At 37.5% G+C, this 20,904-nt stretch carries 22 protein-coding genes and 1 pseudogene; 5 read left to right on the top strand and 18 right to left on the bottom strand.

The window, feature by feature from the left end; all coding sequences use genetic code 11:
• Positions 1-147 precede the first annotated feature (147 nt).
• Together AHMF7605_RS31150 and AHMF7605_RS30610 are read left to right on the top strand one after the other, a co-directional pair.
• Positions 148-216 (top strand): annotated as a pseudogene (locus AHMF7605_RS31150) (hypothetical protein); the annotation flags it as partial.
• A 48-nt stretch (positions 217-264) separates the two neighbouring features.
• Positions 265-696 carry a Fic family protein gene (locus tag AHMF7605_RS30610; RefSeq protein ID WP_233219208.1) on the top strand — a complete coding sequence of 144 codons (432 nt, stop codon included), beginning with the start codon at positions 265-267 and terminating at the stop codon, positions 694-696.
• Here the strand turns inward: AHMF7605_RS30610 and AHMF7605_RS20895 are convergent.
• The 8 genes from AHMF7605_RS20895 to AHMF7605_RS20865 form a co-directional block, all read right to left on the bottom strand.
• On the bottom strand, positions 693-2,018 hold the full coding sequence (locus AHMF7605_RS20895) for a hypothetical protein (RefSeq protein WP_106931960.1): 1,326 nt from the start codon (positions 2,016-2,018) through the stop codon (positions 693-695). The genes AHMF7605_RS30610 and AHMF7605_RS20895 overlap by 4 nt on opposite strands.
• A gap of 208 nt (positions 2,019-2,226) precedes the next feature.
• Positions 2,227-3,516 (bottom strand): tyrosine-type recombinase/integrase, encoded by a 1,290-nt coding sequence (locus AHMF7605_RS20890; RefSeq protein WP_106931959.1) that lies wholly within the window; start codon positions 3,514-3,516, stop codon positions 2,227-2,229.
• A 399-nt stretch (positions 3,517-3,915) separates the two neighbouring features.
• Positions 3,916-4,335, bottom strand: a complete 420-nt coding sequence (locus AHMF7605_RS20885) for a hypothetical protein (RefSeq protein WP_233219207.1) — start codon at positions 4,333-4,335, stop codon at positions 3,916-3,918.
• A 241-nt stretch (positions 4,336-4,576) separates the two neighbouring features.
• Positions 4,577-5,725, bottom strand: a complete 1,149-nt coding sequence (locus tag AHMF7605_RS20880) for an ATP-binding protein (protein WP_233219206.1) — start codon at positions 5,723-5,725, stop codon at positions 4,577-4,579.
• Positions 5,726-5,804: 79 nt separating this feature from the next.
• Positions 5,805-6,278 (bottom strand): hypothetical protein, encoded by a 474-nt coding sequence (locus AHMF7605_RS20875; protein ID WP_106931957.1) that lies wholly within the window; start codon positions 6,276-6,278, stop codon positions 5,805-5,807.
• Positions 6,279-6,317: 39 nt separating this feature from the next.
• The gene (locus AHMF7605_RS20870; protein ID WP_199200279.1) at positions 6,318-7,652 is read right to left on the bottom strand and encodes a radical SAM/SPASM domain-containing protein; all 1,335 of its coding nucleotides are present in this window, start codon (positions 7,650-7,652) and stop codon (positions 6,318-6,320) included.
• A complete protein-coding gene (locus AHMF7605_RS29515) occupies positions 7,609-7,788 on the bottom strand; it encodes a hypothetical protein (protein ID WP_146153634.1) in 180 nt (59 codons plus the stop codon). The genes AHMF7605_RS20870 and AHMF7605_RS29515 overlap by 44 nt, the downstream gene beginning before the upstream one ends.
• A 47-nt stretch (positions 7,789-7,835) precedes the next feature.
• Positions 7,836-8,474 carry a recombinase family protein gene (locus AHMF7605_RS20865; protein WP_106933558.1) on the bottom strand — a complete coding sequence of 213 codons (639 nt, stop codon included), beginning with the start codon at positions 8,472-8,474 and terminating at the stop codon, positions 7,836-7,838.
• Positions 8,475-8,793: 319 nt separating this feature from the next.
• Here AHMF7605_RS20865 and AHMF7605_RS20860 point away from each other — a divergent pair, with 319 nt between their 5' ends.
• On the top strand, positions 8,794-9,219 hold the full coding sequence (locus AHMF7605_RS20860) for a JAB domain-containing protein (RefSeq protein WP_233219205.1): 426 nt from the start codon (positions 8,794-8,796) through the stop codon (positions 9,217-9,219).
• Between the two features lie 76 nt (positions 9,220-9,295).
• Here the strand turns inward: AHMF7605_RS20860 and AHMF7605_RS20855 are convergent, their stop codons facing one another.
• The 4 genes from AHMF7605_RS20855 to AHMF7605_RS20840 form a co-directional block, all read right to left on the bottom strand.
• On the bottom strand, positions 9,296-9,508 hold the full coding sequence (locus tag AHMF7605_RS20855; RefSeq protein WP_199200278.1) for a hypothetical protein: 213 nt from the start codon (positions 9,506-9,508) through the stop codon (positions 9,296-9,298).
• 189 nt (positions 9,509-9,697) lie between these two features.
• Entirely contained in the window at positions 9,698-12,187 is a 2,490-nt protein-coding gene (locus tag AHMF7605_RS20850) for a sacsin N-terminal ATP-binding-like domain-containing protein (RefSeq protein WP_106931955.1), read from the bottom strand.
• Positions 12,188-12,422: 235 nt separating this feature from the next.
• Positions 12,423-13,316 (bottom strand): hypothetical protein, encoded by an 894-nt coding sequence (locus AHMF7605_RS20845; RefSeq protein WP_106931954.1) that lies wholly within the window; start codon positions 13,314-13,316, stop codon positions 12,423-12,425.
• A 457-nt stretch (positions 13,317-13,773) separates the two neighbouring features.
• Entirely contained in the window at positions 13,774-14,982 is a 1,209-nt protein-coding gene (locus tag AHMF7605_RS20840) for a site-specific integrase (protein ID WP_106931953.1), read from the bottom strand.
• A 355-nt stretch (positions 14,983-15,337) separates the two neighbouring features.
• Here AHMF7605_RS20840 and AHMF7605_RS20835 point away from each other — a divergent pair, with 355 nt between their 5' ends.
• Positions 15,338-16,591, top strand: coding sequence for an AAA family ATPase (locus AHMF7605_RS20835; protein WP_106931952.1), 1,254 nt, complete (start codon positions 15,338-15,340; stop codon positions 16,589-16,591).
• The gene (locus AHMF7605_RS20830; RefSeq protein ID WP_106931951.1) at positions 16,575-17,213 is read left to right on the top strand and encodes an HNH endonuclease; all 639 of its coding nucleotides are present in this window, start codon (positions 16,575-16,577) and stop codon (positions 17,211-17,213) included. The genes AHMF7605_RS20835 and AHMF7605_RS20830 overlap by 17 nt, the downstream gene beginning before the upstream one ends.
• A gap of 68 nt (positions 17,214-17,281) precedes the next feature.
• On the opposite strand, the gene AHMF7605_RS20825 is transcribed toward AHMF7605_RS20830, so the two are convergent.
• The 6 genes from AHMF7605_RS20825 to AHMF7605_RS20805 form a co-directional block, all read right to left on the bottom strand.
• Positions 17,282-17,614 carry a hypothetical protein gene (locus AHMF7605_RS20825; RefSeq protein WP_106931950.1) on the bottom strand — a complete coding sequence of 111 codons (333 nt, stop codon included), beginning with the start codon at positions 17,612-17,614 and terminating at the stop codon, positions 17,282-17,284.
• Positions 17,614-17,784 (bottom strand): hypothetical protein, encoded by a 171-nt coding sequence (locus tag AHMF7605_RS29860; protein WP_158267572.1) that lies wholly within the window; start codon positions 17,782-17,784, stop codon positions 17,614-17,616. The genes AHMF7605_RS20825 and AHMF7605_RS29860 overlap by 1 nt, the downstream gene beginning before the upstream one ends.
• A 333-nt stretch (positions 17,785-18,117) precedes the next feature.
• Positions 18,118-18,846 (bottom strand): protein rep, encoded by a 729-nt coding sequence (locus AHMF7605_RS20820; protein ID WP_106931949.1) that lies wholly within the window; start codon positions 18,844-18,846, stop codon positions 18,118-18,120.
• A 4-nt stretch (positions 18,847-18,850) separates the two neighbouring features.
• A complete protein-coding gene (locus AHMF7605_RS20815) occupies positions 18,851-19,153 on the bottom strand; it encodes a helix-turn-helix domain-containing protein (RefSeq protein ID WP_106931948.1) in 303 nt (100 codons plus the stop codon).
• A gap of 554 nt (positions 19,154-19,707) precedes the next feature.
• On the bottom strand, positions 19,708-20,073 hold the full coding sequence (locus tag AHMF7605_RS20810) for a hypothetical protein (RefSeq protein WP_106931947.1): 366 nt from the start codon (positions 20,071-20,073) through the stop codon (positions 19,708-19,710).
• A gap of 35 nt (positions 20,074-20,108) precedes the next feature.
• Positions 20,109-20,879 carry an FRG domain-containing protein gene (locus AHMF7605_RS20805; RefSeq protein ID WP_106931946.1) on the bottom strand — a complete coding sequence of 257 codons (771 nt, stop codon included), beginning with the start codon at positions 20,877-20,879 and terminating at the stop codon, positions 20,109-20,111.
• Between the last annotated feature and the right edge of the window lie 25 nt (positions 20,880-20,904).

Genomic DNA, 20,904 nt, shown 5'->3' with positions numbered 1-20,904 from the left:
AGATGGCGCAACCATGAAGACCCCATGCAGGTTGTTTCAGGTGCACTTGGCAGAGAAAAAATCCATTTTGAAGCTCCGCCCTCTTCTCGTATACCAGACGAAATGACAAAATTCATTTAATGGTTCAATGACACAACTCCGGGAAGCATCAAAGAAATAAAGAAAGCTCCTGTTAGGTCAGCGATTGCGCATTTATATTTTGAAACAATTCACCCCTTTGAAGATGGCAATGGCAGGATTGGACGTGCCATTGCCGAAAAAGCTTTGTCGCAAACTATTGGTCGTCCCGTATTGCTTAGTCTTTCAAGAGTCATAGAGTCCGATAAGAAGTCTTATTATAATGCTTTGGAACAGGCACAAAAAAGCAATGAGATTACGCTTTGGGTTAAATACTTTATCGACGTTATTCTGAAGTCTCAGGAACAGGCAATTAGCTTGGTCGACTTCGTTTTGAAAAAATCAAAGTTCTTTGACCGGTTTAAAGATGCTTTGAATGAACGGCAGATTAAGGTTGTAAAACAAATGTTGGATGCCGGAGTGGAAGGTTTTGCAGGAGGTATGAGTGCCAAAAAATATATGTCCATAACAAAAGTTTCCAAAGCAACTGTCATAAGGGATTTACAACACCTTTTAGAGGTAGAAGTGCTGATAACTGAAGGTGGAGGCCGTAGCACCCATTATATTTTAAATATTTAGAATTCCACTACTGATGTGTTTCCAACGCCAATGGTAAATTTTAAACTGTAACCCTGCATTTTATGCTCCGACCAATTATTTTTATAGACTAAAATGCACTTATCACCGATCTGTAGTTCTTTTCTTTTACCTGTAGAAAGGGCATCTAATATAGTTTTCGGTATGTCTTGGTTCATGGCAAATCGATAAAGTAGCTTAGCACAACCAACCATTTTGGTATGTGCGTTATTAGCCTTAGCTGGGTCATTTACATTTAAGACGAGTTTAAGTCGTACGGCAACACGCGAATTACCTTCTATATAGTAAGCAATGTTATTCGCTAGTAGATCATCGTCAATTTTAAGATAAGTAGAGCTAGCTGACCATTCCTCATTAAAGTTCGGTAGGTATTGGCCGGTTTTGATCCCTTCTGTTGTAAGCGCCTCTTTTGCTATATATAGAGACCAACCCATTTCTATAGGAACGGAAGGCGGGTTTTTCTCAATTTTCTTTAGTTGTTTGATAAATTTAATTGAACAACGTAAGTCTGTTTTACTTTCAATTTTTTTTACAAAGATGTACCTTTGCCAGCGCTGCAAATCGTCTTTATTAAAAACAAAATAGCGCAGTGTGTACCATTTTGCTAATCGTAATAAGCTTGGACTTAAAACGTTACCGAGACCAATAAACGTATTTTCACGCGCTGCATAAAGAGATAACAAATACATCAAAGGAAGAAACAGAAAAGACAGAGCGCCAGGTATCAGGAAATCGTTCAGTGTTCCTCTATTAGCAAAAGTTTGGAAATCCGTTGCGATCTTATAGATAGTGAAACTAATCGTATATAATCCAGCTAATGCAAGCATCCCCTTTAATAACTTTCTTACTGAAACGTGTTCTGGCTTTCTCTCTGCCATTGCAATCATGCATCCAATCAATACCGCGAACGGTATTAAAGTAAATTCAGTAATAAAGCTAAAAGTATAAACTCCGGTTATGAACTGAAGGATCGCGGTTAGACTAAGGACATCTGATGCTGTTTTCTTAAAAAAATTGACTTGGTTATGTTTTGTTATATCATTGAGCGAAACCAAACCAACAGTAAGAAACCACAAAATAGTGTTCTTAATTTGGCTGCTATTCCACAACTCTATGCGGTATAAAAGAAAGACAACAATAGCGGTGTACGCTGCCATAATTCCATAGATAATACTAAGCTTAGACTGGAAAGCCGCTTTAAACAGTCCAGGGACATTTTTTCGTGTTTCCGGACGCATCATAACCCAAGCTATAAATATCCCGATCCAAATAAGTCCCGCAAGTTCCCTATTATTTATTTCCATGCTAGTGTCAGCTCAATATCGAAGCTCTACAACAAAAATCAGTAGCAATTCTTTCTTTGGCAACATATATTAATCTAATCCCCGCTATTATTTAATGGGGGTATGGGGTACCCACTATAACATAAAGCTTGAAAAGCTAAGGAAATTTCAATACTTAAGGTAGTAAAATGGAATCCTGCTCGAAAGTCATTTTTTACTGAATCGGAAATTAATCAAACATAGCGCCAGTAGCCTTTTCGATGGAGGCACGAACTGCATCGAGATTGAGTCGCGCGTATATTTGTGTAGCTTGGGTAGATTTGTGACCTAAGCTCTTGCCAATGACTTGCAAGCTGGCACCGGTAAGCGCTTGGTAACTGCCGAAAGTACGACGAATGTCATGCAAGCGAATATCCAGCAGGCTTGCGGGAAGCGGGATTTTTTCTTTTTCTGCCCGTTTGATCACAGCTTTAAATAATATCTCACTTAGGAGAAAAACAGGCACATTACATTCCAATTTTTCCAATAATGGAGCAATCCTTTCGTTTTGTTGCCATAGGTAAAGCGTGGCTCGCTCCAAAGTGCGCCGCCAGGCACGTTTAGTGTTAACGAAGTGCTTTTCATTATCCGCTTCTTGCGGGAAAACCCACGGGCTCTGTGAGGTCATTTCACGGCGCTTTAATATTTCCAGTGCGCGTTCGATCAGAGGAACGGTAACCGGCTCTCCATTTTTAGTATCCGGAATTCGCCATTCATTCCGCTCCCAATTGATCTGCTCCCATCGCATCATGAGGGTATTCGTTTTGCGAGCACCCGTTAGAAGCAATATCCAGAGATAATCTTTTACCGTCTCGTTCGTTTCTTCATTGAGAGAGCGGATGATAAAAGGCATTTCTACTGGCTGAATGAACCGATCCCGGCTCTTTTCCTTGTATTTCTTAATGCCAATAGCGGGATTGGTACCTTCCCATCCCCATTCGAGTGCCTTATTAAAAATCGCCCGTATCCGTTCTAAAAGGCGATTGGCTTGGTAGAGGCCACTTTCTGCGTAGATTTTTTCGTGCAAGCGCTGTACCTCGACCCGCTTGATGTCTGAAAGACGGCGTTTGAACCAATGAGCTAAAAACCGGTTCACTTCCCGTTCATCGTAGCGCCATGACTTCTTGTGCACTTTGCTATATCGCTTCATATACTGGTCGAAAAGCTGCTCAAACGACATTTCATTGCGAACCTGGCGAGCTTCTTCTTGCGGATTTTTTCCTTGAGCGATTTCGCCAATTTTTATTTTGGCTTTTTTTCTGGCATTCTCAATGGTAATTTCGGGAAAGATACCTAAGAACAGCCGTTCTGGTTTACCACTTATCTTTTTATAAATGTAAAACGACTTGGAGCCGTTGGAACGCACATCCAGGATCAGTCCCTTTAATTGGGTATCCTTATAGTATTTCCGCTTTCCCGCCTCTGGCAAGGGCAAATTAGTCAAACATGCTTTAGTAAAGTTGATTACTTTGGCTGGCATTTAATGCTCCTTGTGCTGGTATTTGGTGCTACCCTGGTGCTACCTTCCAGGGTAAAATCGGTTATATTGAATGAATAGCCGAAAACACCAACTATTGCAACAAGTATCTGATATATCAATAACAATTAACGTCCATACATCACCATTAAATATTACATATATTATTGCAAAAGTGGCTCATAACCTGAAGGCCGCAGGTTCAAATCCTGCCCCCGCAACCAATTAAATCAAGCACTTACATATAACTAATCAAGATTGCGATTTATTCAGTGCTACCTTGGTGCTACCTTTTAGATTAAAGTGAATCAATAGCTTTAATAGTTTTTGGATACAGTTATAAGAGGAACAATTTCCCGGTTCACTCTAACATGAAATAGAGAGTAGATAAGGTTTCGGCACTTAGCAAATGTGGTGTCTTATAAACCAGTGCAGGTATCTTTTGGCGATAATCCTATTATTGTAAATATCCCGACCTTCCAACTTCAATTTAAGCACGGATAGCTGTTGCCGGACATTGTCTATTTCTTCACAGGTATCCTGCTCTGCAAACCGAATTGAGAAAACCTCCAAGTAGGTTCCGGGCAAGATAACTTTCTTTACCGCTTCCGTAATTGACAGATGCTGATAAGACTTGGGGTCGAGTGCTAAACAGTCTTCGATGTTACCATAGCTCTTGTCATTTATGAAAAAGGTAAGCTTATCTATTATTAACGGTCCGACGCCATTATTCTGAATATGCACAAAAATCAGCTTATCCCGATCCAGCAAATCAATTTGAACTAGGGGCTTGAGCGATTTTTCATTATGAACTCGTTGCAAGTACAGTTGATAAAAGGTAGCTAGCAAGGCTAAAAGGGAAATGGTAATCGCCAATGACGCAGCATCCTAAAGAATAGGTATTCGGGATTAAAATTAGCTAGATCATTTCATATTGACGCAATAAACGCAATAGATAAAGGCTGGATTGCGGGTCTTTTCCCACCACCCGATGAATGTAACTTTTCAGCGGCTCTATACAGTTGTCTTATTCACTATGCCGATAATAATTTTCATTGAAAACTTATAAGATAAATTTTTCTATATTCTCCGGCGTAACGGCGAAAGTTTCGGTTCCCGGATAATTATCCGTGAAGGTATGCGGGAAGCGGATTTTGCCTCTTTTATCCTTCCATTTGAATTCAAATGCTATTAGCACTTCACCGTTATCCTCAATCAGGTCAATTTCCTGTTGCTGTGTGGTGCGCCAAAAATATTGCGCCGTATCGATCTGGCAGTAGCGCAGGTATTTCATCCGTTCCGCCATCACAAAATTTTCCCACAATGCCCCGGTGTCGGTTCGCGAGGCCAACGGTTTGAAATTGTTAATAACGGCATTGCGGATCCCGCAATCGTAGAAATAGACTTTCTTTCCTTTTTTGATTTCGTTGCGGACGTTGCGACTGAAAGCCGGCAGGCGAAATAGCACATAAGCTTTTTCCAGTAGGTCGATATATTTTTCAACGGTCTTGGGATCGCTGCCGACCGTTTGTGCCAGTTCGTGATAGCTGATCTCGCTGCCAACCTGCAAAGCGAGTGCTTTCAACAGCTTTTCCAAGATGGCGGGTTTTTTGATCTGTTCGAGCATTAACAAATCTTTGTAGAGGTAGCTTCCGGCCAGCAATTTGAGCAATTCCGCTTCCTCACCCGTCTTGGTCACGATCTCCGGATAATAGCCGTAAATGAGCCGGTGCTCGATTAGGCGTTTTTCCTGGATCAGGCCATGATATTCTACCAACTCGCCAAAACTGAGCGGATAGAGCATGAATTCATATTTGCGCCCCGTAAGCGGCTCATTGACCTGACTGGAAAGCTCAAAAGCCGATGAGCCGGTGGCAATGACCTGCACGTTTTTGATCTGATCAGTAAACAGTTTCAGCGTCAGGCCGATATTAGGGATGCGTTGCGCTTCGTCCAGGAACAATATGTTCTTCTGGCCGACCACGGTTTTTAATTTGGTGGCGGTAGTATTGGTCAAAATATCCCGCACATCAGAATCATCGCCATTCAGGTAAAGATGATCCTTATCTTGCAGGATGGTTTCCACCAGAGTGGATTTACCGGCCTGGCGCGGGCCAAAAATTAAGATAGCCTTGCCTTTAAAGAGCCGTTGTTCGATAGTGGATTGTAGCGTTCTTTTGATCATTTGCTCTCCAAAATCCCAAAATAACATATAATTTTAGGATTGCAATCCCCAAATGTAATAATAATCGGGTGATTTGGCAATTACACTCAACCGGCTGAATTTGCTTTTAGGAAACATGGTGTCTTAAAAACCAGTGCAGGTCTCGTTCGGCAGTAACTTTATTATTGTAAATATCTCGTCCCTCTACCTTTAATCTAAGAACAGAAAGCTGCTCCCGAACATCTTCCACTTCCTTATCATCAGCCTTCTCTGCTAATCGAGTTGAAAAGACCTCCAGATAATTTCCGGGCAGAATAACCTTCTTCACCGCTTCGGTGATCGCTATATGCTGGTATAATTTAGGATTGAGGTCTAAACAATCTTCGATGCTCGAATAACGCTGGTTATTTTTGAAAAAGGTAAGCTTATCTATTATTAACGGTCCGACGCCATTATTCTGAATATGCACAAAAATCAGCTTATCCCGATCCAGCAAATCAATTTGAACCAGCGTCTTGAGCGATTTTTCATTATGAACTCGTTGCAAGTACAGTTGATAAAAGGTAGCTAGCAAGGCTAAAAGGGAAATGGTAATCGCCAATGACGCAGCATCCTAAGGAACGGGGCATAATTGTATTGGCTAGATCATCTCATATTGACGCAATAAACGCAATCGCTCTTTGGCCTGAAGTTCATAATATTGGGGAATGAACCGATGGTAAAGACTGCATTGCGGGTCTTTACCCTCCACCCGGTAAACCGGGCAGCCACTCGTACAAACCGAGCGGTAGCGGCATTTTCGGCAATCTGCCGATCTTATCTCTTCGTCATGCTGCCCGCTCTCTATCATTGCCACCAAGTCTAATTCCTCATTAAAGATAGAACGAGACGAATCAGATTCTTTGCCAAAGTGCACGTGGCAATACTTAAAAGAACCATCGACGTAGATGGCTCCCCCAGAAAAGCCGGAAGCACAGGTTTGGAACCCTAACTCGTTTGGCTTCAAATCACAAAACTGGTATCGCTGGGAGAATTGCCAGCCCGTCTCTATCGCTTCTCCCATAATGGCGTGGGAGGCGGCCAGATAGTTATCCAGCAACGCGGCATCAATCGCCGCGCCTTTCACAATCGAATACCGAAAAGGAATATCTAAGGAAATAAGATAGCGGGTGAGATCGGGTAATCCGATGATATTAACATTACTCACAACGGTATTCACCGACACCGGTATCTTTTCCGCCACTAGCCTGCGCAAGTTGGTATCGACCAACTGGAAGGAGCCGGAACCAGACCGAAACCTTCGGGTGGCATCATGAATCTCTGCCACGCCATCCAACGAAACGCCGTAACTTACCCGGTGCTTTTTAGAAAATTCAAGAATATCCTCATTCAAGAGGGTCAGATTAGTAATAAAGGCGACGTCCAGCTTACAGCCAGCCTCAGCTAAAATAGTTGCTGCTGCGGGAATGAAGGCTTTCCAGGCATTGAATTGCCCCATCGGTTCCCCGCCGGCCAGCCGCAGTTTGATCTGCTTGATGCCTCTTACCTTTACCACTTCCAGCAGCTTATACATTAACTGCTGCCTGACGGTATCATTCATCCCCTTGCCGGTATTTAAAGTCGAAATATAGCAGTAACTGCAACCCAGATTGCACGCATTGGTGGTATGAATCCAAAAATTCAAGGATTTTGGTTTCGCTGACTTCTTCGGTAGGCTAAAGCTATTATCGAACCGGACAATTTCCGTTTTACTCAAGAGTAACAGGAACTGGTGCAGCCTTTCGGATGGCATCCTTAACTGAATAGCCAGGGTTTGAATGTCATCCCGATTATTGATGGACTGCACGATTTCATACTGGCCGCGGTTCAATAGTCGAAAGGAATTAGGGTAAGCACAATTGACCGCGTACCCGTATTCCGGATTCACTAGGCTAAGCAGCAGTTCCGGAGCTTTTTGCGGGATCAGTTCCTTCATCGTCTGGAATAGCGGTATAACCGGAACAATCGCAGTCAGTATTTACATCGGTATTGCTTAAACAGCCTGCACCGAGCTTATTTTCAAGTAGCGCCCTATCATCAAATAGGAGGTCATTTTCGAATTCAAAAATCATAATGCTAGAGTTAAGTTAAATTTGATCACTCGTTAATTCTATTTGGTTCATTTCAGCCGGTTCATCAAGGTATAAACCGTACTCGGATGCCATTTTCCGCCTACCCGAAAGGTCGGTATTCCTCTCTTATTTAATTCCTCGGACACAGCCCGCACCGAGATAATGCCCCGGTTTCGTAAGCGCCTGATGATGGGAGAGAGTTGATGCGCAAATTCTTGAGCGGCTTTCCTATTCGCCACGGAGAGGGCTTTGCCATTCTTTCCCAGCGCCACACCTCTCTTTTTTGCCGCCCTTAATGCCTCTTTGGTGGTTTCGCTGATGCGCTGCCTTTGCTCCTCGGCCACCGCCGCCAGAATATGGATGGTAAACCGGTTTGCGTGGGGATTATCCGCGACAATAATTTCCACCTTCGACTTGACGATCCCGGCGATTTGTTCGACATCCCGGCCGAGCCGGTCTAACCGGGCTACCATCAAGGTCGCTTGGTGCTGGCGGCACAAGTCCAGGGTCTGAAATAAACCCGGGCGGTACTTGCGAGTGGATTGCACCTCCACTACCTCGCTAAGCAAAGCGTAATCATTCCGTTTACAGTATTGTTCCACGGCATTTTGTTGGGCTTCCAATCCCAAACCACTCCGGCCTTGCCGGGTCGTAGAAACCCGATAGTAGGCAATTGCTCTTTTCATGTGGCGTCCCGGCATTGTTCAGGAGTAAACCATCCTTTATATTTGAACAGAATGACCTGAAAACTGGCTTCGGTTCAAGTCAAAAGTGTCTGAAAAAGAAAGGGTTGCCCGTAACGGTTCTTTTAAAAAAAGGGGATTTTTGTTTATGAGTTGAGGATGGTTTACTCCTGAACAAATTTTATTAATAAAATTTGCCTTTGAAATAGTTTAAGTAGTCCTTGACAAGCTTTTATTCCTACGATAGGTATACATTCCTTAACCGCAGTACTAATCAGAAAGGCATAAGAAATGTTGTCAGAACTCTATTCAGATAGCCGAAGTGGAGCTTACTTACAAAACCCATGTAAAGTCTTCCTTACGACCGAAGATAACCAGTTCAAAAGATTCTTACGACGTGTTGCTGCAATCCTGGGATGAAAACAAGCTGGAATTTGTCGAACAAGCAAAAGTATTGCTCTTGAACCGAGCCAACCGGGTATTAGGGATTTGCGATTTATTTACTGGCGGCGTTGCCGGAACGGTCATTGATCCGAAACTGGTTTTTATGGCGGCGCTTAAAGCTAATGCTTCGGCTATTATCCTAGCGCATAACCATCCCTCTTGCAATGTAAACCCTAGTGCTACCGATATAACCATGACAAAGAGGCTTAAAGAAGTGGGCAATTTTTTAGAATTGCCGGTTCTCGATCATATTATCGTCACCAAAGAAGGCTACTACTCTTTCGCGGATGAATTAGGGATGTAACCATTGGAAGAAACCGATCCATTTCACCAAAATGGATATTTTATATTTAGAATTTTATATTACACAGGACTGTTATTTAAATAAATAAGCGGTAATCGTAAGTTCTGCCTTCAAAATGGGAAAGTAGTTTGCCTATTCTGGCGATCTGATTTGATGAATTTATAGTTGCCGGAAGTTTTTTATATAAATCAAATGAATTCCAATTCATTTTTGTTAGCCCTAAAATCTCTGTTGCTATCGTATTGATATCAGAATCCACTACATGTTTAATTATTTTTGGCAATGACATACAAATTTACACTAAATAAATTTGCAAGGCGTTGCTACCAATGCATCGGTATTGCCGCAATAGGGATTTTGGAAACCGTCAGTTGAATTTAGCACAAAAGTTTCATTGTAGCACAACTGTTGAATTACAACTGTTGAATTACGCCCGTCAGCTCCTATTGCGGCAATACTCTGTTATAGGTATTGGTACTTATTGTAGTGATTGTTTGTTTAACCTTAAATACTTAATGTCAATTGTCCTACCGGTTTTGAAAATCCTTGCTATTATATACTTGTTCCTTGCTTGTTGTTTGTCAAGGAAAGACCATTGTGCAGTCCGCATAAAAAAGGGAACATTGTCACTGTTTGCAATACCCTTACCTGTTGTCTTCGCGTCTATGAAGTATTTTGTTGTTGTCAAGTCCATTTCAAGAACTCGGAAATCATATTCAGATTTGTCTTCCCAAAGCACTCTATTTTCTCCAAATATTTGGCAAAGTCGATGATATAAAAACTCTTCTCCGATATTTCCCAATTCTTCTTCAGGATGATCTTCTTGCTTATTATTTAGCCACTCAATAAAATTTGAAATCAATACTGGATTATCCGCAATAGTTTCTAATTCGTTCTCCAAAAGCGAACTGTTAGCAAGTTTTGCTAATACTTCACTTTTACCACTAATCTCAATATCAAAAGCATATTCCAATTCTTCTGACGTCTTTGTATTAAGATACAATTGAGATTTATTAGAGGAAAAGAATCGAAACAAGTTTGTTAAGGTTTCTTCCGAAAGTCCACAAGTTGTATACCAATTGAAAAGGTTTTTTAGGATAAGCAAAAAATTTTCATCTTGAAAATTCCCTTCATAGTTCCGAAGTTCTTCGTCAGTATCTTTTGCTAATTTCTCAAATTCATATTTATCATTTTCCTCAATGAGTCCATCAATTTGCTCAAAGTCCTTATGAAGTAAAATATCACGGCACTCAGTGTCTGATATGGAATAGTAAATGTCTTTTAGTTTCTCATCATAACCATCTTTCAGTCCTTTACAATCAATTAGATCTAATTTCATTCCTTTCAAATAACAAAGCTGATTACTTTGATTCAGTATCAATTTATATTTATCAAAAAGTTCATCTTTTTCTTGCGCTAAAATGAATCTTATAAAATCAATCAAAAATTCAATCGCTGCTGTTTCATCCATTGAATATTCAGAACAAAACTTGTCAAGCGAATCAACTTCTTCGGAAATCTTTTTTGTTAGCTCTTCTAAGTCAAGTTTTTCATCTGTAAAAATTTCAAAATCCAAAACTTCATACCAACTTAAAAAATGGTCTTTTTTGGGTAACAAAGTTGGTATTGTCTTGAAAGCAAAATTATAAATATCTGTTACCTGTTCTGTGTAATTTTTTAATCTCCTATCTGTATACGGAATATAAACTTGACTTAATGAAAGTCGTTTATTCTTAATTAAGGACTCATCCAATTCAATCATTTTAGTTTTGTGTAAACCTTCTTTAATTGGTTTAAAAATTAAATTGGTAAACCAAGTTTTTACAGAGTAATCATTAAAATCAGGACTGAAAAGCAAAGAAATATTAAATGTATTAGTCCATTCATAACCTTCAATTATTTTTAATAATCTCAAGAAAGCATCTTTAGCTTCTATGAGCCTATTTCTGTTTTCTAGATCATGTTGAGAGATTTCAATTCCATCTCTTGCTTCATTGGGATCGAATTTTTCACTGTGAATAACTACAGGAAAATCAAAATGACTAGTTCCAATCATAGGAAATGCACAAAACAGTAATGGGCAATTATTAGGAAAAGGAAGTAACTGAAATTTTCCATCTTCGATTTCTTCGATTGGGAAGGCAATTTCAGTGCCTTTTTGAATAATATTACCTATTAATCTGTCTTCAATATGTTTGCTATTTTTATAGCAAATCGTTTTAATAATTACGAGGTCATCAATATCAGTTTCAACTTCATCACGTTTGAATGTCCATTTGGTTGTCGTTGTCCTGCGGTCAATAACTTCAACTTCTGCTAATTGAGGTCTAAAAGTCAAAACGTATGGAATTAATTCTTTGAAATTTTTAATTCCATCTTCAACAATTTCTTGTCCTTTCAAAGAAGAGTATGTATTATTAATGTGATAAGTAAATGAAGTTTGAAATTCATTTTCTGGAAGTTCTTCTATCTCTTCAAGATTTTCCCGATATTCTGCTTCTGCGTCTTTAATTGATTGAATTAAAAAATCCTTGTTGTTTCTTTCGCTTCTGTCAAGGTGAAAGTTAAAGGTGTAAAATTGCTCGTCATCTTCAATGATTCCTTCTATTTGTATAATCTTGGAAAGTATATGTGTCGAAATAAAGCCTGTTCCAAACTGTCCGATAACACTTTTCTTATGTGTTATTGCGTCATCTTTAGAAGAGTCGGGCATAATTAGATTATATGCTTCGTCCAATGAAAAAGCTTTTCCATTATGGCTGAATTTTAATCTGTCAGCAGTTATTTCAAACCTTGCCTTAACATTATCACCCAAGTCACTTGCATTTTGAAGCAATTCCCACACCCATCTTTGTCGCAAGTCGTTTGACTTACTAAGGATAGGTTTTAAATGCTCCATTACCCTTTTGGCTGGATTACTATAACTCTTTTGGTCTTTTAGGTCTTTAAGTTTTTTCTGTATGTTCATTCAGTGAAGTGTCGTTTACCATTGCCGCTAACGTTGAGTATTGCTGCAGGTGGGGCATTCATTGAACATCCCGCCCGGAACTATAGCTTAACAGTGGTTTAACAGATGAAGATAAGAACTTTTGCTGGGCTTTATTCGTCGGCTGGAACTGTTGCTGATAGCGAACTATAGCCGAAGATACCAACGTCAAGCCCTACTTGCAGCAATACTTTTGTTTTGTGTAGTGCTTTTCAAGCTAGTGAACTTCTTTATTGTCCATACATTCCAAATATTTCTTCCGCCACTTCTCTATTTCTTTTGAATTGTGTAAGCTATTTTGCTTTTGCTGGTCAAGCAATATGTATATAGTCTGTTTTAATGAATCAAGGCTTTTTTCGTTTGAATAATGATTTATTTTAGATTTAAAATTGGTTTTATTCTTCTTTAATTCTTCTATTTCATTTGCCATCTGTACTATAATTTTTTCCTTATCGGTCAGTGAAGAATTAATACCTGTACTCGCAACAGGTAATTTTTTTTCAAGCTCTAAGATTTTGTTTTTTAGTTCTGAATTTTCTATTTCTAATGAAGAGTCGTGATTTTCATTTCCTATATTTTTTGTCTTAAACCTAACTTCATAATTGCTCAAAGTTTTCTTTAGGCTATCAATATTGTAGAGTAGGTTCTCATTTTCTCTAATTAATTTTTTATTTGGAAACCAATCAATATCAAATAAATCTAAGAAACCTGCTAATTGTGTGGTTGATTTTGCATTAAAATATGCCTTTCCATTTGTATCCGACTTCACGCTTACTGCTTTTGTTTCGTCAACCAAAAAAATATTTGTTGATATCGAATTAAAGCCTGTAGCATATATAAAAATCAGAAACCCATTGATTACAGAAAGCAACCAGTCTTCATATGTCTTTTTCCTTTTTTTGAAGACTACACTTGTTGAAACAAGTAGAGATAGGCTAAGTGCAATAATCTTATACACATCAGGATTATTTAAAGACCTATGTAATATTGAATGAATAACAAGGCAAACAATCCAAACTGAGGCGGATGCACCGGTAAGAGTATAAAGTGTCTTATTTGTTATTAGCTCTGTTGGAACAATAATGGTTTTTTCATTTATATTGTTTGTCATATCGAATCTGTTTTGTCGAGTACTATAGGAAGATTGTCTGAACCTCCGATTGCATTACACACAACTCGTAAATAGACGAAAATTTTGTCGCACTTTTTGTATTTATTTGCAATTTATTATTAATTGGTTGCATTTTAGAGTGTGAATAAATATTTATTTTTCAAAGAAAAATAGTATACAATTTTTTTTGTCGTCAATTTGTATATCATTACTTATTTTTAAGGTAACTAAGTTCGTTAATGTGCTTTTTTGCCAAAGCGGTTAAACTGGGTGGTAATGGTCTCGGCTTTTTACGAAGTTCGTATCCTTTTATTAACGCCATAAAGTACAAAAGAGATTCTTCATCAGTTTCCTTTGGCTTGCCTTTAAATAGGTGTCTAAAAAATTGAATAATCCGGCGCATCCCATAGTATATAAAATTGCCACGAAAAGAAAAAATGATCTTGCATCAAGGCGTTCATTTCTGGCGCTTCTTTTTCCCAATAACGGCGTCTAAAGCTTCATCCGTCTGCCGATGAATAAAGTTTTTTTGGTAGCCCAGTGTCGTCACTAAAGACGTGTGCCGGTATAGCTTTTGTAAAATATGCGGATCAACATCTTCTCCCGCTAAATCCCCGAAGGTATGCCGGGAAATATGCATTGTCGTTTTTTTACTAATACCCGCCTTGGCTGCCGCCTTTCCAAGATGCTTGTTTATTTCATGAAGGCGCGATTTAATACGAAATTCCACGCCATAACGATCATTCAGATCAACACTTTCCAAGTCTGAAAAAACCAATCTCGCATCAGGCCGACGTAAGGTTTCTAGTAGCTCAGACGCTTTCTCGGGAATTTTTAGCGAACCAATCTTAGCGTTTTTGCCCATTTGGTAATAAAGCCGTCCTTTGTCAAAATCTGACCACCGCAATCGCAACACGTCGCTAATTCGCATACCAGCAAAGTAAAAGGACAATAGAAAAATCTGGCGGGAATGATTCTCCAGCACATTTAATTCGATTTTTTCCAGCTTCTCAATTTCTTCTTCAGTGAGACTAAACTTTTTGCTATCGGGAAACTTGATCGAGATTTTGCCCTTACCGAAAGGGTAGTGCTTTCGGTCTACCAAGTTGGAGGCAATGGCTTGGTTGAAAATGGAACGGATCACTACGAAATGATTCACAGCGGTGCGCTCACTCACCTTGCGCGTGCCTATTAGCCAAGCTTTAAAGCGTCGCAAATAAGCCGAATCGATTTCACTGAAATGCACGTCACCGCCCGCAAATTCTTTCATGCGGTTGATGATGGGACTATCGGCGGATACTCGGTTAAACTTGCCTTCTTTAGTGAGGTTATCGACATAGACCTGTCCCTGTTTTAAAAACGTACCTTCTTTCGCACCTTTGACCGCTTTACTGATAACGCGAACGGATGTATCTTTCGCCGTAGTTTCCAGTTCCAATAGCTTGTCGTTGGCTTCTGCCAGCTTCTTGGCAATTAGGTTGTTTAATCTTGCGGAATTCGGATGTGATTTTTTTACCTTACCGATTGCTGCGTTCCAGTCGTCCAGCAAAACGCTGTGACCGATGGAAATGAAATTTGTTTTGCGGTCTTTCGTAATGCGGATTACGAGCGGATACGTGTTGTCCTTGTTTTTATTTTTCCGCAAGACAGCTTTAATAGATGCCATAAAGTCAGCGTGTTATCTTTTATAAAGATACAAAAAAAAGGACAACATTTGGACAACAAAGCACGTTTTTTTATGAAATCTAGTAAATCAATATGCCAATAAGATGCACTTTTTCATGTGTTTAAGGCACATATGGAACCATAAGGATTCAATATCACAAGACTTAAAATCTTGTGAACATTAGTTCGTGCGGGTTCAAGTCCCGCCCCTGGTACTTTAAACCCTTGTAAGTCTTTGATTTACAAGGGTTTTTGCTTTTATAGGTGTCAGATTTGGTGTCATAAATAATGAATTATATATTATATAATTTTAGTTAATTTTAGCCTTGTAATTTTTTATATTAAAATCTATATAGATGATATTTAAAAATCTTAAGATTTTTGATTGGAAACAATTTAATAATCTCAACATTGATTTCCACCCCCAGTTAACTGTTTTAACTGGAGCAAATGGTTCAGGTAAAACAACGATTTTAAATATCTTAGCAAAACATTTTGGCTGGAATTTAAATGAGTTATCTACACCAGTTCTTAACAAATCAACAGGAGCTTTTACATTTAGCTTTTCCTTATTAAAAAAATTAACCTTTGTTCCTGCCTACAATTCTCAAGGTTATATAATAGGAAGTCTTACTTATTCAAGTGATACAGAAACGCAGTTGATAGCGTTAGATCAGCCTGCGGCCCAATATTATGTACAAATCGTAAATCAACAACAGGTAAGAGGTTTAAATATTCCCTCACATAGACCAGTATTCTTCTATGAACCAGTAGTGAATATATCCACTCAAAAAAGAACTAAGGAGCATGCTTACCAATTAACTTTTCAAAATTCAGTAAGTAAATTCCAGGCACAATATGGACAATCTAAATCAGCTAATTTTTACATTAAGGAAACTTTACTCAGTTGGGCAATAGGTGGAGCTGGTAATGAATTTATTCAACCTGATAATGAAATCAGGGATTATTATTTAGGTTTCCAAAGAATCTTAAAGGTTCTTCTTCCTAAAACATTAGGTTTCCAATCTATAGCCATAAGAAATTATGAAATTATTTTAGAAACTGAAACTGGTGACTTTATGTTGGATGCCGTTTCGGGAGGGCTAAGTGCTATTATTGATTTAGGATGGCAAATTTATAATTTCTCTAAAGATTCAACTGAGAAGGTGAGTGTTTTAATAGATGAAGTAGAGAATCATTTGCACGCAACAATGCAGCGTGAAATATTACCAAATCTAATTGATGCATTTCCAAATATTCAGTTTATAGTTTCCACTCACAGTCCTTTGATTATTGGGTCTGTTAAGGATTCATTCGTGCATGCTTTTAGATATGATGATTCTAAAAAAATATATAATGAAAAGCTGGATTTAGAAAACAAAGCTAAATCCGCAACAGAAATACTAAATGAAGTTCTAGGAGTACCATTTACTATGCCAATTTGGGTTGAGAATTCATTGAACAGCATAATTAATAAATATGCTGAGTTAGAGTTAAACCAAAATATCTTTAATGAAATGAGGGAAGATATGAAAGAATTAGGTTTAGAAAACTTAATGCCGTTAGCTTTAGATAAAACGATTCAAAAAAGAAATGATTCGAATAGTTAAAGGGATTGAACCACAAGCATTAACATTAAATAAATCAAGATGGACAAATGACCTACTTGGTTATTTAAGTAGAGGAGAAAAGATTCCAAATAATCTGAAAAACAATTACAATCATGTTGATGTAAAAGATGCTTTAAGGAAAGAATCCAGATTTAAATGTATGTATTGTGAAAGCACTATAGCACATGTTTCTCATGAACATATTGAGCATATAAAACCAAAATCTATATTTCCTGATTTAACTTCTGAATGGGATAATTTAGGATTGGCTTGCCAGGTTTGCAATATGAATAAAGGCAATGAGTATGATAATACTTACCCTTTCATTAACCCATATCTAGATGACCCAGCTAATTTTTTAGTTGCTTTAGGACATATTATTCACCATAGGCCAAATAATACGAGAGGTGAATTAACTCAAACTATCATACAATTAAATAGGCCAGAATTATTGGAGAAACGGTCTGAAAGATTAGATTCTATTAAAAGATTAATCGACAGATACCATGCAACTACTAATCCTCTTTTACAAAAGGTCCTTAAAGATCAAATTGAAATTGAAATTGCTGAAGATAAGCCATATACAATGTGTGCTCAATCATTATATAAGGCTTTCATGTAAAGAGGAAGAGAAAATAGGGTAAAATTTTAAGTTTACCCTATTTTAATTTCTTTAATAGATATGCTTAATTAGGTGTATTTTTCTTGATACTCAATGAATTGAAGGCAGATTAATGCCATTTTTGTATTATCTGACATCCTTCCTTTAATCCTCATGGTTCTTAAGGCTTTTGTTCCTAAAGTCAGCATAGAACCAAATATTAACAATGAAAGCATTTTGGAAAGCTTATACACTGGAAAAACGTTCTTCTCAATAATCCTATAAGTTCCAAGGTAATCACCTTCCATGTAAATAGCTAGGAGCTTAAATCGCTCAAATCGTATAGAATCCTGAACAATAGTAAATAATAGATTAGAAGGGTTATATACTAACTGGTTTTTATAGACAAATATTGAATCCATTATTTTATGGCTCCTTTCCGTTTTAAATCATCTTCACTAGGTTGAAAGTCCGAAAGGATGTCTCCTGTTTGAGTATTCACCCAATTAGAATATTCTTCCATCCATTCGTATTCCATTTCATTAAGCCAAGCTTCTGTTTTATCATTATTCTTGATTTCAGATGCTTCCATTTCTTGGTGAGCAACAAACCCAAACGGCTGAAACGCTCTTCTATTGGTGAGATTTTGAAAAATAGTATCTAAAGCTACAGGAGTAATAAATTTATCTTTCGAAGAGTTAGAGGTAAGTTTAGTGAAGTACTTAAAAAGCTCTTTTACCGATTTCTCGTCAGCCTTCTTAAAATCCTGAAATTGCGGGTCGGCTTTTAATTGCTTTCTAAATTCCTTAAATTCCTCTAACTGGATATACTTACTTTTAGAACTGCCACCATTTACTTTATTCTCGATAGAAGTAATCAGTCTGTTTAAGGTTTGCTTACAAACTCCTTCATTGAATTTATAAATTCATTTTTCAATTATGCTTTGAGCAGATAAGCCACTTTCAAGAACAAAATGAAAATGAGGATGATAGGTGTTTTCTGCTCTGTTATAGGTTATCTCCAGCTTTCTAATTCCTATCAAGTTTCTGCCTGCTTTTCTTTCTGAATCTTTTATTTCAGTAAAGTACTTATGCATTCTATCTAAAGTATCTTTCAGCCTTTCGGCAGTGCAGTTTTTAACGGTAAGCGTAAGAAATACTTTTTCCTTCCAAGAATCTAAGGTGAGGCCGTATTTCTGGATAAGTTGAGCAGTTCGGATTCTGTTACAGATTAAGCACCATCTATTTTTACAAAATTTGGATTTTGCCTCTGTGCCACTAACAATAATCCTATGAGAGCAATGAAAGGTATCCCAATATTTATCCTTTAAAGAGGTTTTTAAGTTAGCTAAGGCAATAGCTATATTATTGTTAAAAAATTTTGCCCTAGCTCTCTTAGTTAGTTTCTCACGATTGTACTCGCAGCTTCTATCAAACTCAATAACTTCGGAACCCAATTCCGAAGTTATTTCTAATTTATCAAGAGAAACCTTTTTAGGGGAACAATCAGGAGAAGGAGCGCTTTTACATTTTTCCTGATTATTAGATTTTAAAGCTGCCCTAGACCCAGTTCTGCTTACTGGAGTTGGAATCACATTCGGAGCAGGTTTAGAGGAAGCACAAGGCTTTTTAGATGCATTTTTATTGCTTTCCATTTCGTTACCTCCTTGCAGCTTTTAGAAGTTGGGGATTTTGGGAGGTAACCAGTTTAAGTTCTGATTTAAGAAAAAAAACTCTTCTGGTGTTGGGTAATTGGTGATAAGGTAACAAACCTTTCTTTTTCCAATCAATCAAAGTAGCCTCACTTATACCAAGGAGAGAAGCTGCTTCTTTTTGGGTAAGCTTGTCATTAGTGATTTCTTTCTCACCCTGAGGTAAGTTTAAGCTAGTTTCAGCAATACAATCCTTGATTATTTGCTTGAAGTCCTTTAGCCTTAAAGGGATTAAAATAAGTTGTTCCATTAGCTATAAATTTTGATTATAGCCGAAAGGTCAAGTAAGTTAAAGATTAACAGTAGAGGGGTAAGAAAAATGGTAAGTGTTATAACCGCTTAAACCATTGAATATCAATGATATTTTTTTTGCTAAGTTTTTCTTTTAAGGAGGCATATTGTAATGCACTACTTCTATGCATTACAATATATTGAAGTACAAAATCAACTATTTCTTCATGAGTAGCTATAATATTCTTAGTTTCTTTTAATTGACCTAATAATTGGGGAAAGCTTCCTTTTACGCCTAACCACTTTAAACTATAATCATCTTTGTAAGGAGGTATAGAATATCCTTTATTAGAATAGAAATCAAAATTTGAGTAAACGAAATTTGCAATACTACCTATTTCAATTTTCCCTTTTGATTTTAATAGGTTGAAACCATTTATTAAGTATTTAGGATCAGCAGAGTATAGTAGCTTTTTTCTAGGATTGTATTCAAAAAGATAATCCCTTGATATATATTTTTCTTCATACGAGGGATTATTTTTAAAATGGTTATCAATAAAAAAGGCATGGCTTCTATCTAGTACCTTTTCTAGAAAAACTAAGCATTAACAAGTTAAACCATCTTTGCTTTACGTTTTCTTGCTTCCCAAAAGGTGAAAAGTTTATTAATTTAGTAAGGAAATCATTTGCTTCTTTTAAATAGAAGATCTCAGCCTGAATTACTTCGTCTGGACTCTTTTGATTTTTTCCTAATATGTTATAAAATGAGCTATTGAAGTAATCTATATATCTAGAGAAAAAAGTATGTTCAATATATCTCACCCAATGCCAAACTATTGTTTCTTGTACTTCTTTAGATTTTCCTTTAAGTGCTTCTAAATTAAAGAATGATCTTGTACTATGAAGAAAGTCTTCAATTATTTTTGCACGTTTGATCATAGAAAGGTTTAATTAGTATTAAATAATTGACAATCCTAGTAGGATTTTATTTCAATATTCATGTTTGCAAATTTGGAAGCTCCATATAAATCAGGAAACAAGGTTAAATGATTTATATTCATTCTATTAAGTGACCTTAAAGCGTTTTCTCTTTCAGTATCTGGAAGTAAAATCTTCCACATTACAACATTTTCCTCATCCTCTTTATATCTGGATTTTATCCAAGATTCAATATCAATTCCTGAAGGGCTCCTCGTAAATAATCCATTCTGGTTTACAAGTCTTGCGTTATCATCAGAAAAAGGTTCAATAAACTCAATTATTGAAGGTCTAGTTGTTTCTAAATGTTGTTTTTTTATAATGTCGGACATTCTAGCAATAGCTGTTTGTGATATTCCATAAACAGTTCTTTGTGTAGTAGAACTCACTTCGTAGCGTTCGTATGCAAAAAACGCTGCTACAAAAGGTGATTTGGACCAATCTAAAAGAGGAGTATTTAACCCTTGGTGTTGACCTAATGCCCACCAATAATCATCTTTTTCTAATATCGACGGGGTTGGGCCTCTTCTACCTCTGGTAGCATATTTAAATCTTTGCAAATGCGTATTAATAGTTTTTTCATTATCCACCTTTCCATATTTCTTTAATACCCTACTTATTGTAGGTTCCAACAGCCAAGATGAATCAGCTTGGCCTCTCCAGATAAATTGGCGGTACTGGGAATTAACATCAATGAAGGTTATGAATTCTGACCAAGATTCCATTACTTCTGTTTCAATACCGAATTTCGTTTCAATCTCTTCCATGCAAGCTATTATGAATAGAAAGTAT

The sequence above is a fragment of the Adhaeribacter arboris genome, assembly GCF_003023845.1.
Lineage (GTDB): Bacteria > Bacteroidota > Bacteroidia > Cytophagales > Hymenobacteraceae > Adhaeribacter > Adhaeribacter arboris.
The sequence above is the reverse complement of the archived record's forward strand: the minus strand, read 5'-3'. Positions and strand labels throughout refer to the sequence as shown.

Bases quoted from the DNA above. Each gene is read 5' to 3' on its own strand.
- AHMF7605_RS20895 (WP_106931960.1), bottom strand. From the start codon at position 2,018: ATGGAAATAAATAATAGGGAACTTGCGGGACTTATTTGGATCGGGATA.
- AHMF7605_RS20890 (WP_106931959.1), bottom strand. From the start codon at position 3,516: ATGCCAGCCAAAGTAATCAACTTTACTAAAGCATGTTTGACTAATTTG.
- AHMF7605_RS20880 (WP_233219206.1), bottom strand. From the start codon at position 5,725: ATGTTATTTTGGGATTTTGGAGAGCAAATGATCAAAAGAACGCTACAA.
- AHMF7605_RS20870 (WP_199200279.1), bottom strand. From the start codon at position 7,652: ATGAAGGAACTGATCCCGCAAAAAGCTCCGGAACTGCTGCTTAGCCTA.
- AHMF7605_RS29515 (WP_146153634.1), bottom strand. From the start codon at position 7,788: ATGATTTTTGAATTCGAAAATGACCTCCTATTTGATGATAGGGCGCTA.
- AHMF7605_RS20865 (WP_106933558.1), bottom strand. From the start codon at position 8,474: ATGAAAAGAGCAATTGCCTACTATCGGGTTTCTACGACCCGGCAAGGC.
- AHMF7605_RS20855 (WP_199200278.1), bottom strand. From the start codon at position 9,508: ATGTCATTGCCAAAAATAATTAAACATGTAGTGGATTCTGATATCAAT.
- AHMF7605_RS20850 (WP_106931955.1), bottom strand. From the start codon at position 12,187: ATGAACATACAGAAAAAACTTAAAGACCTAAAAGACCAAAAGAGTTAT.
- AHMF7605_RS20845 (WP_106931954.1), bottom strand. From the start codon at position 13,316: ATGACAAACAATATAAATGAAAAAACCATTATTGTTCCAACAGAGCTA.
- AHMF7605_RS20840 (WP_106931953.1), bottom strand. From the start codon at position 14,982: ATGGCATCTATTAAAGCTGTCTTGCGGAAAAATAAAAACAAGGACAAC.
- AHMF7605_RS20835 (WP_106931952.1), top strand. From the start codon at position 15,338: ATGATATTTAAAAATCTTAAGATTTTTGATTGGAAACAATTTAATAAT.
- AHMF7605_RS20830 (WP_106931951.1), top strand. From the start codon at position 16,575: ATGATTCGAATAGTTAAAGGGATTGAACCACAAGCATTAACATTAAAT.
- AHMF7605_RS20825 (WP_106931950.1), bottom strand. From the start codon at position 17,614: ATGGATTCAATATTTGTCTATAAAAACCAGTTAGTATATAACCCTTCT.
- AHMF7605_RS29860 (WP_158267572.1), bottom strand. From the start codon at position 17,784: ATGGAAGCATCTGAAATCAAGAATAATGATAAAACAGAAGCTTGGCTT.
- AHMF7605_RS20820 (WP_106931949.1), bottom strand. From the start codon at position 18,846: ATGGAAAGCAATAAAAATGCATCTAAAAAGCCTTGTGCTTCCTCTAAA.
- AHMF7605_RS20815 (WP_106931948.1), bottom strand. From the start codon at position 19,153: ATGGAACAACTTATTTTAATCCCTTTAAGGCTAAAGGACTTCAAGCAA.
- AHMF7605_RS20810 (WP_106931947.1), bottom strand. From the start codon at position 20,073: ATGATCAAACGTGCAAAAATAATTGAAGACTTTCTTCATAGTACAAGA.
- AHMF7605_RS20805 (WP_106931946.1), bottom strand. From the start codon at position 20,879: ATGGAAGAGATTGAAACGAAATTCGGTATTGAAACAGAAGTAATGGAA.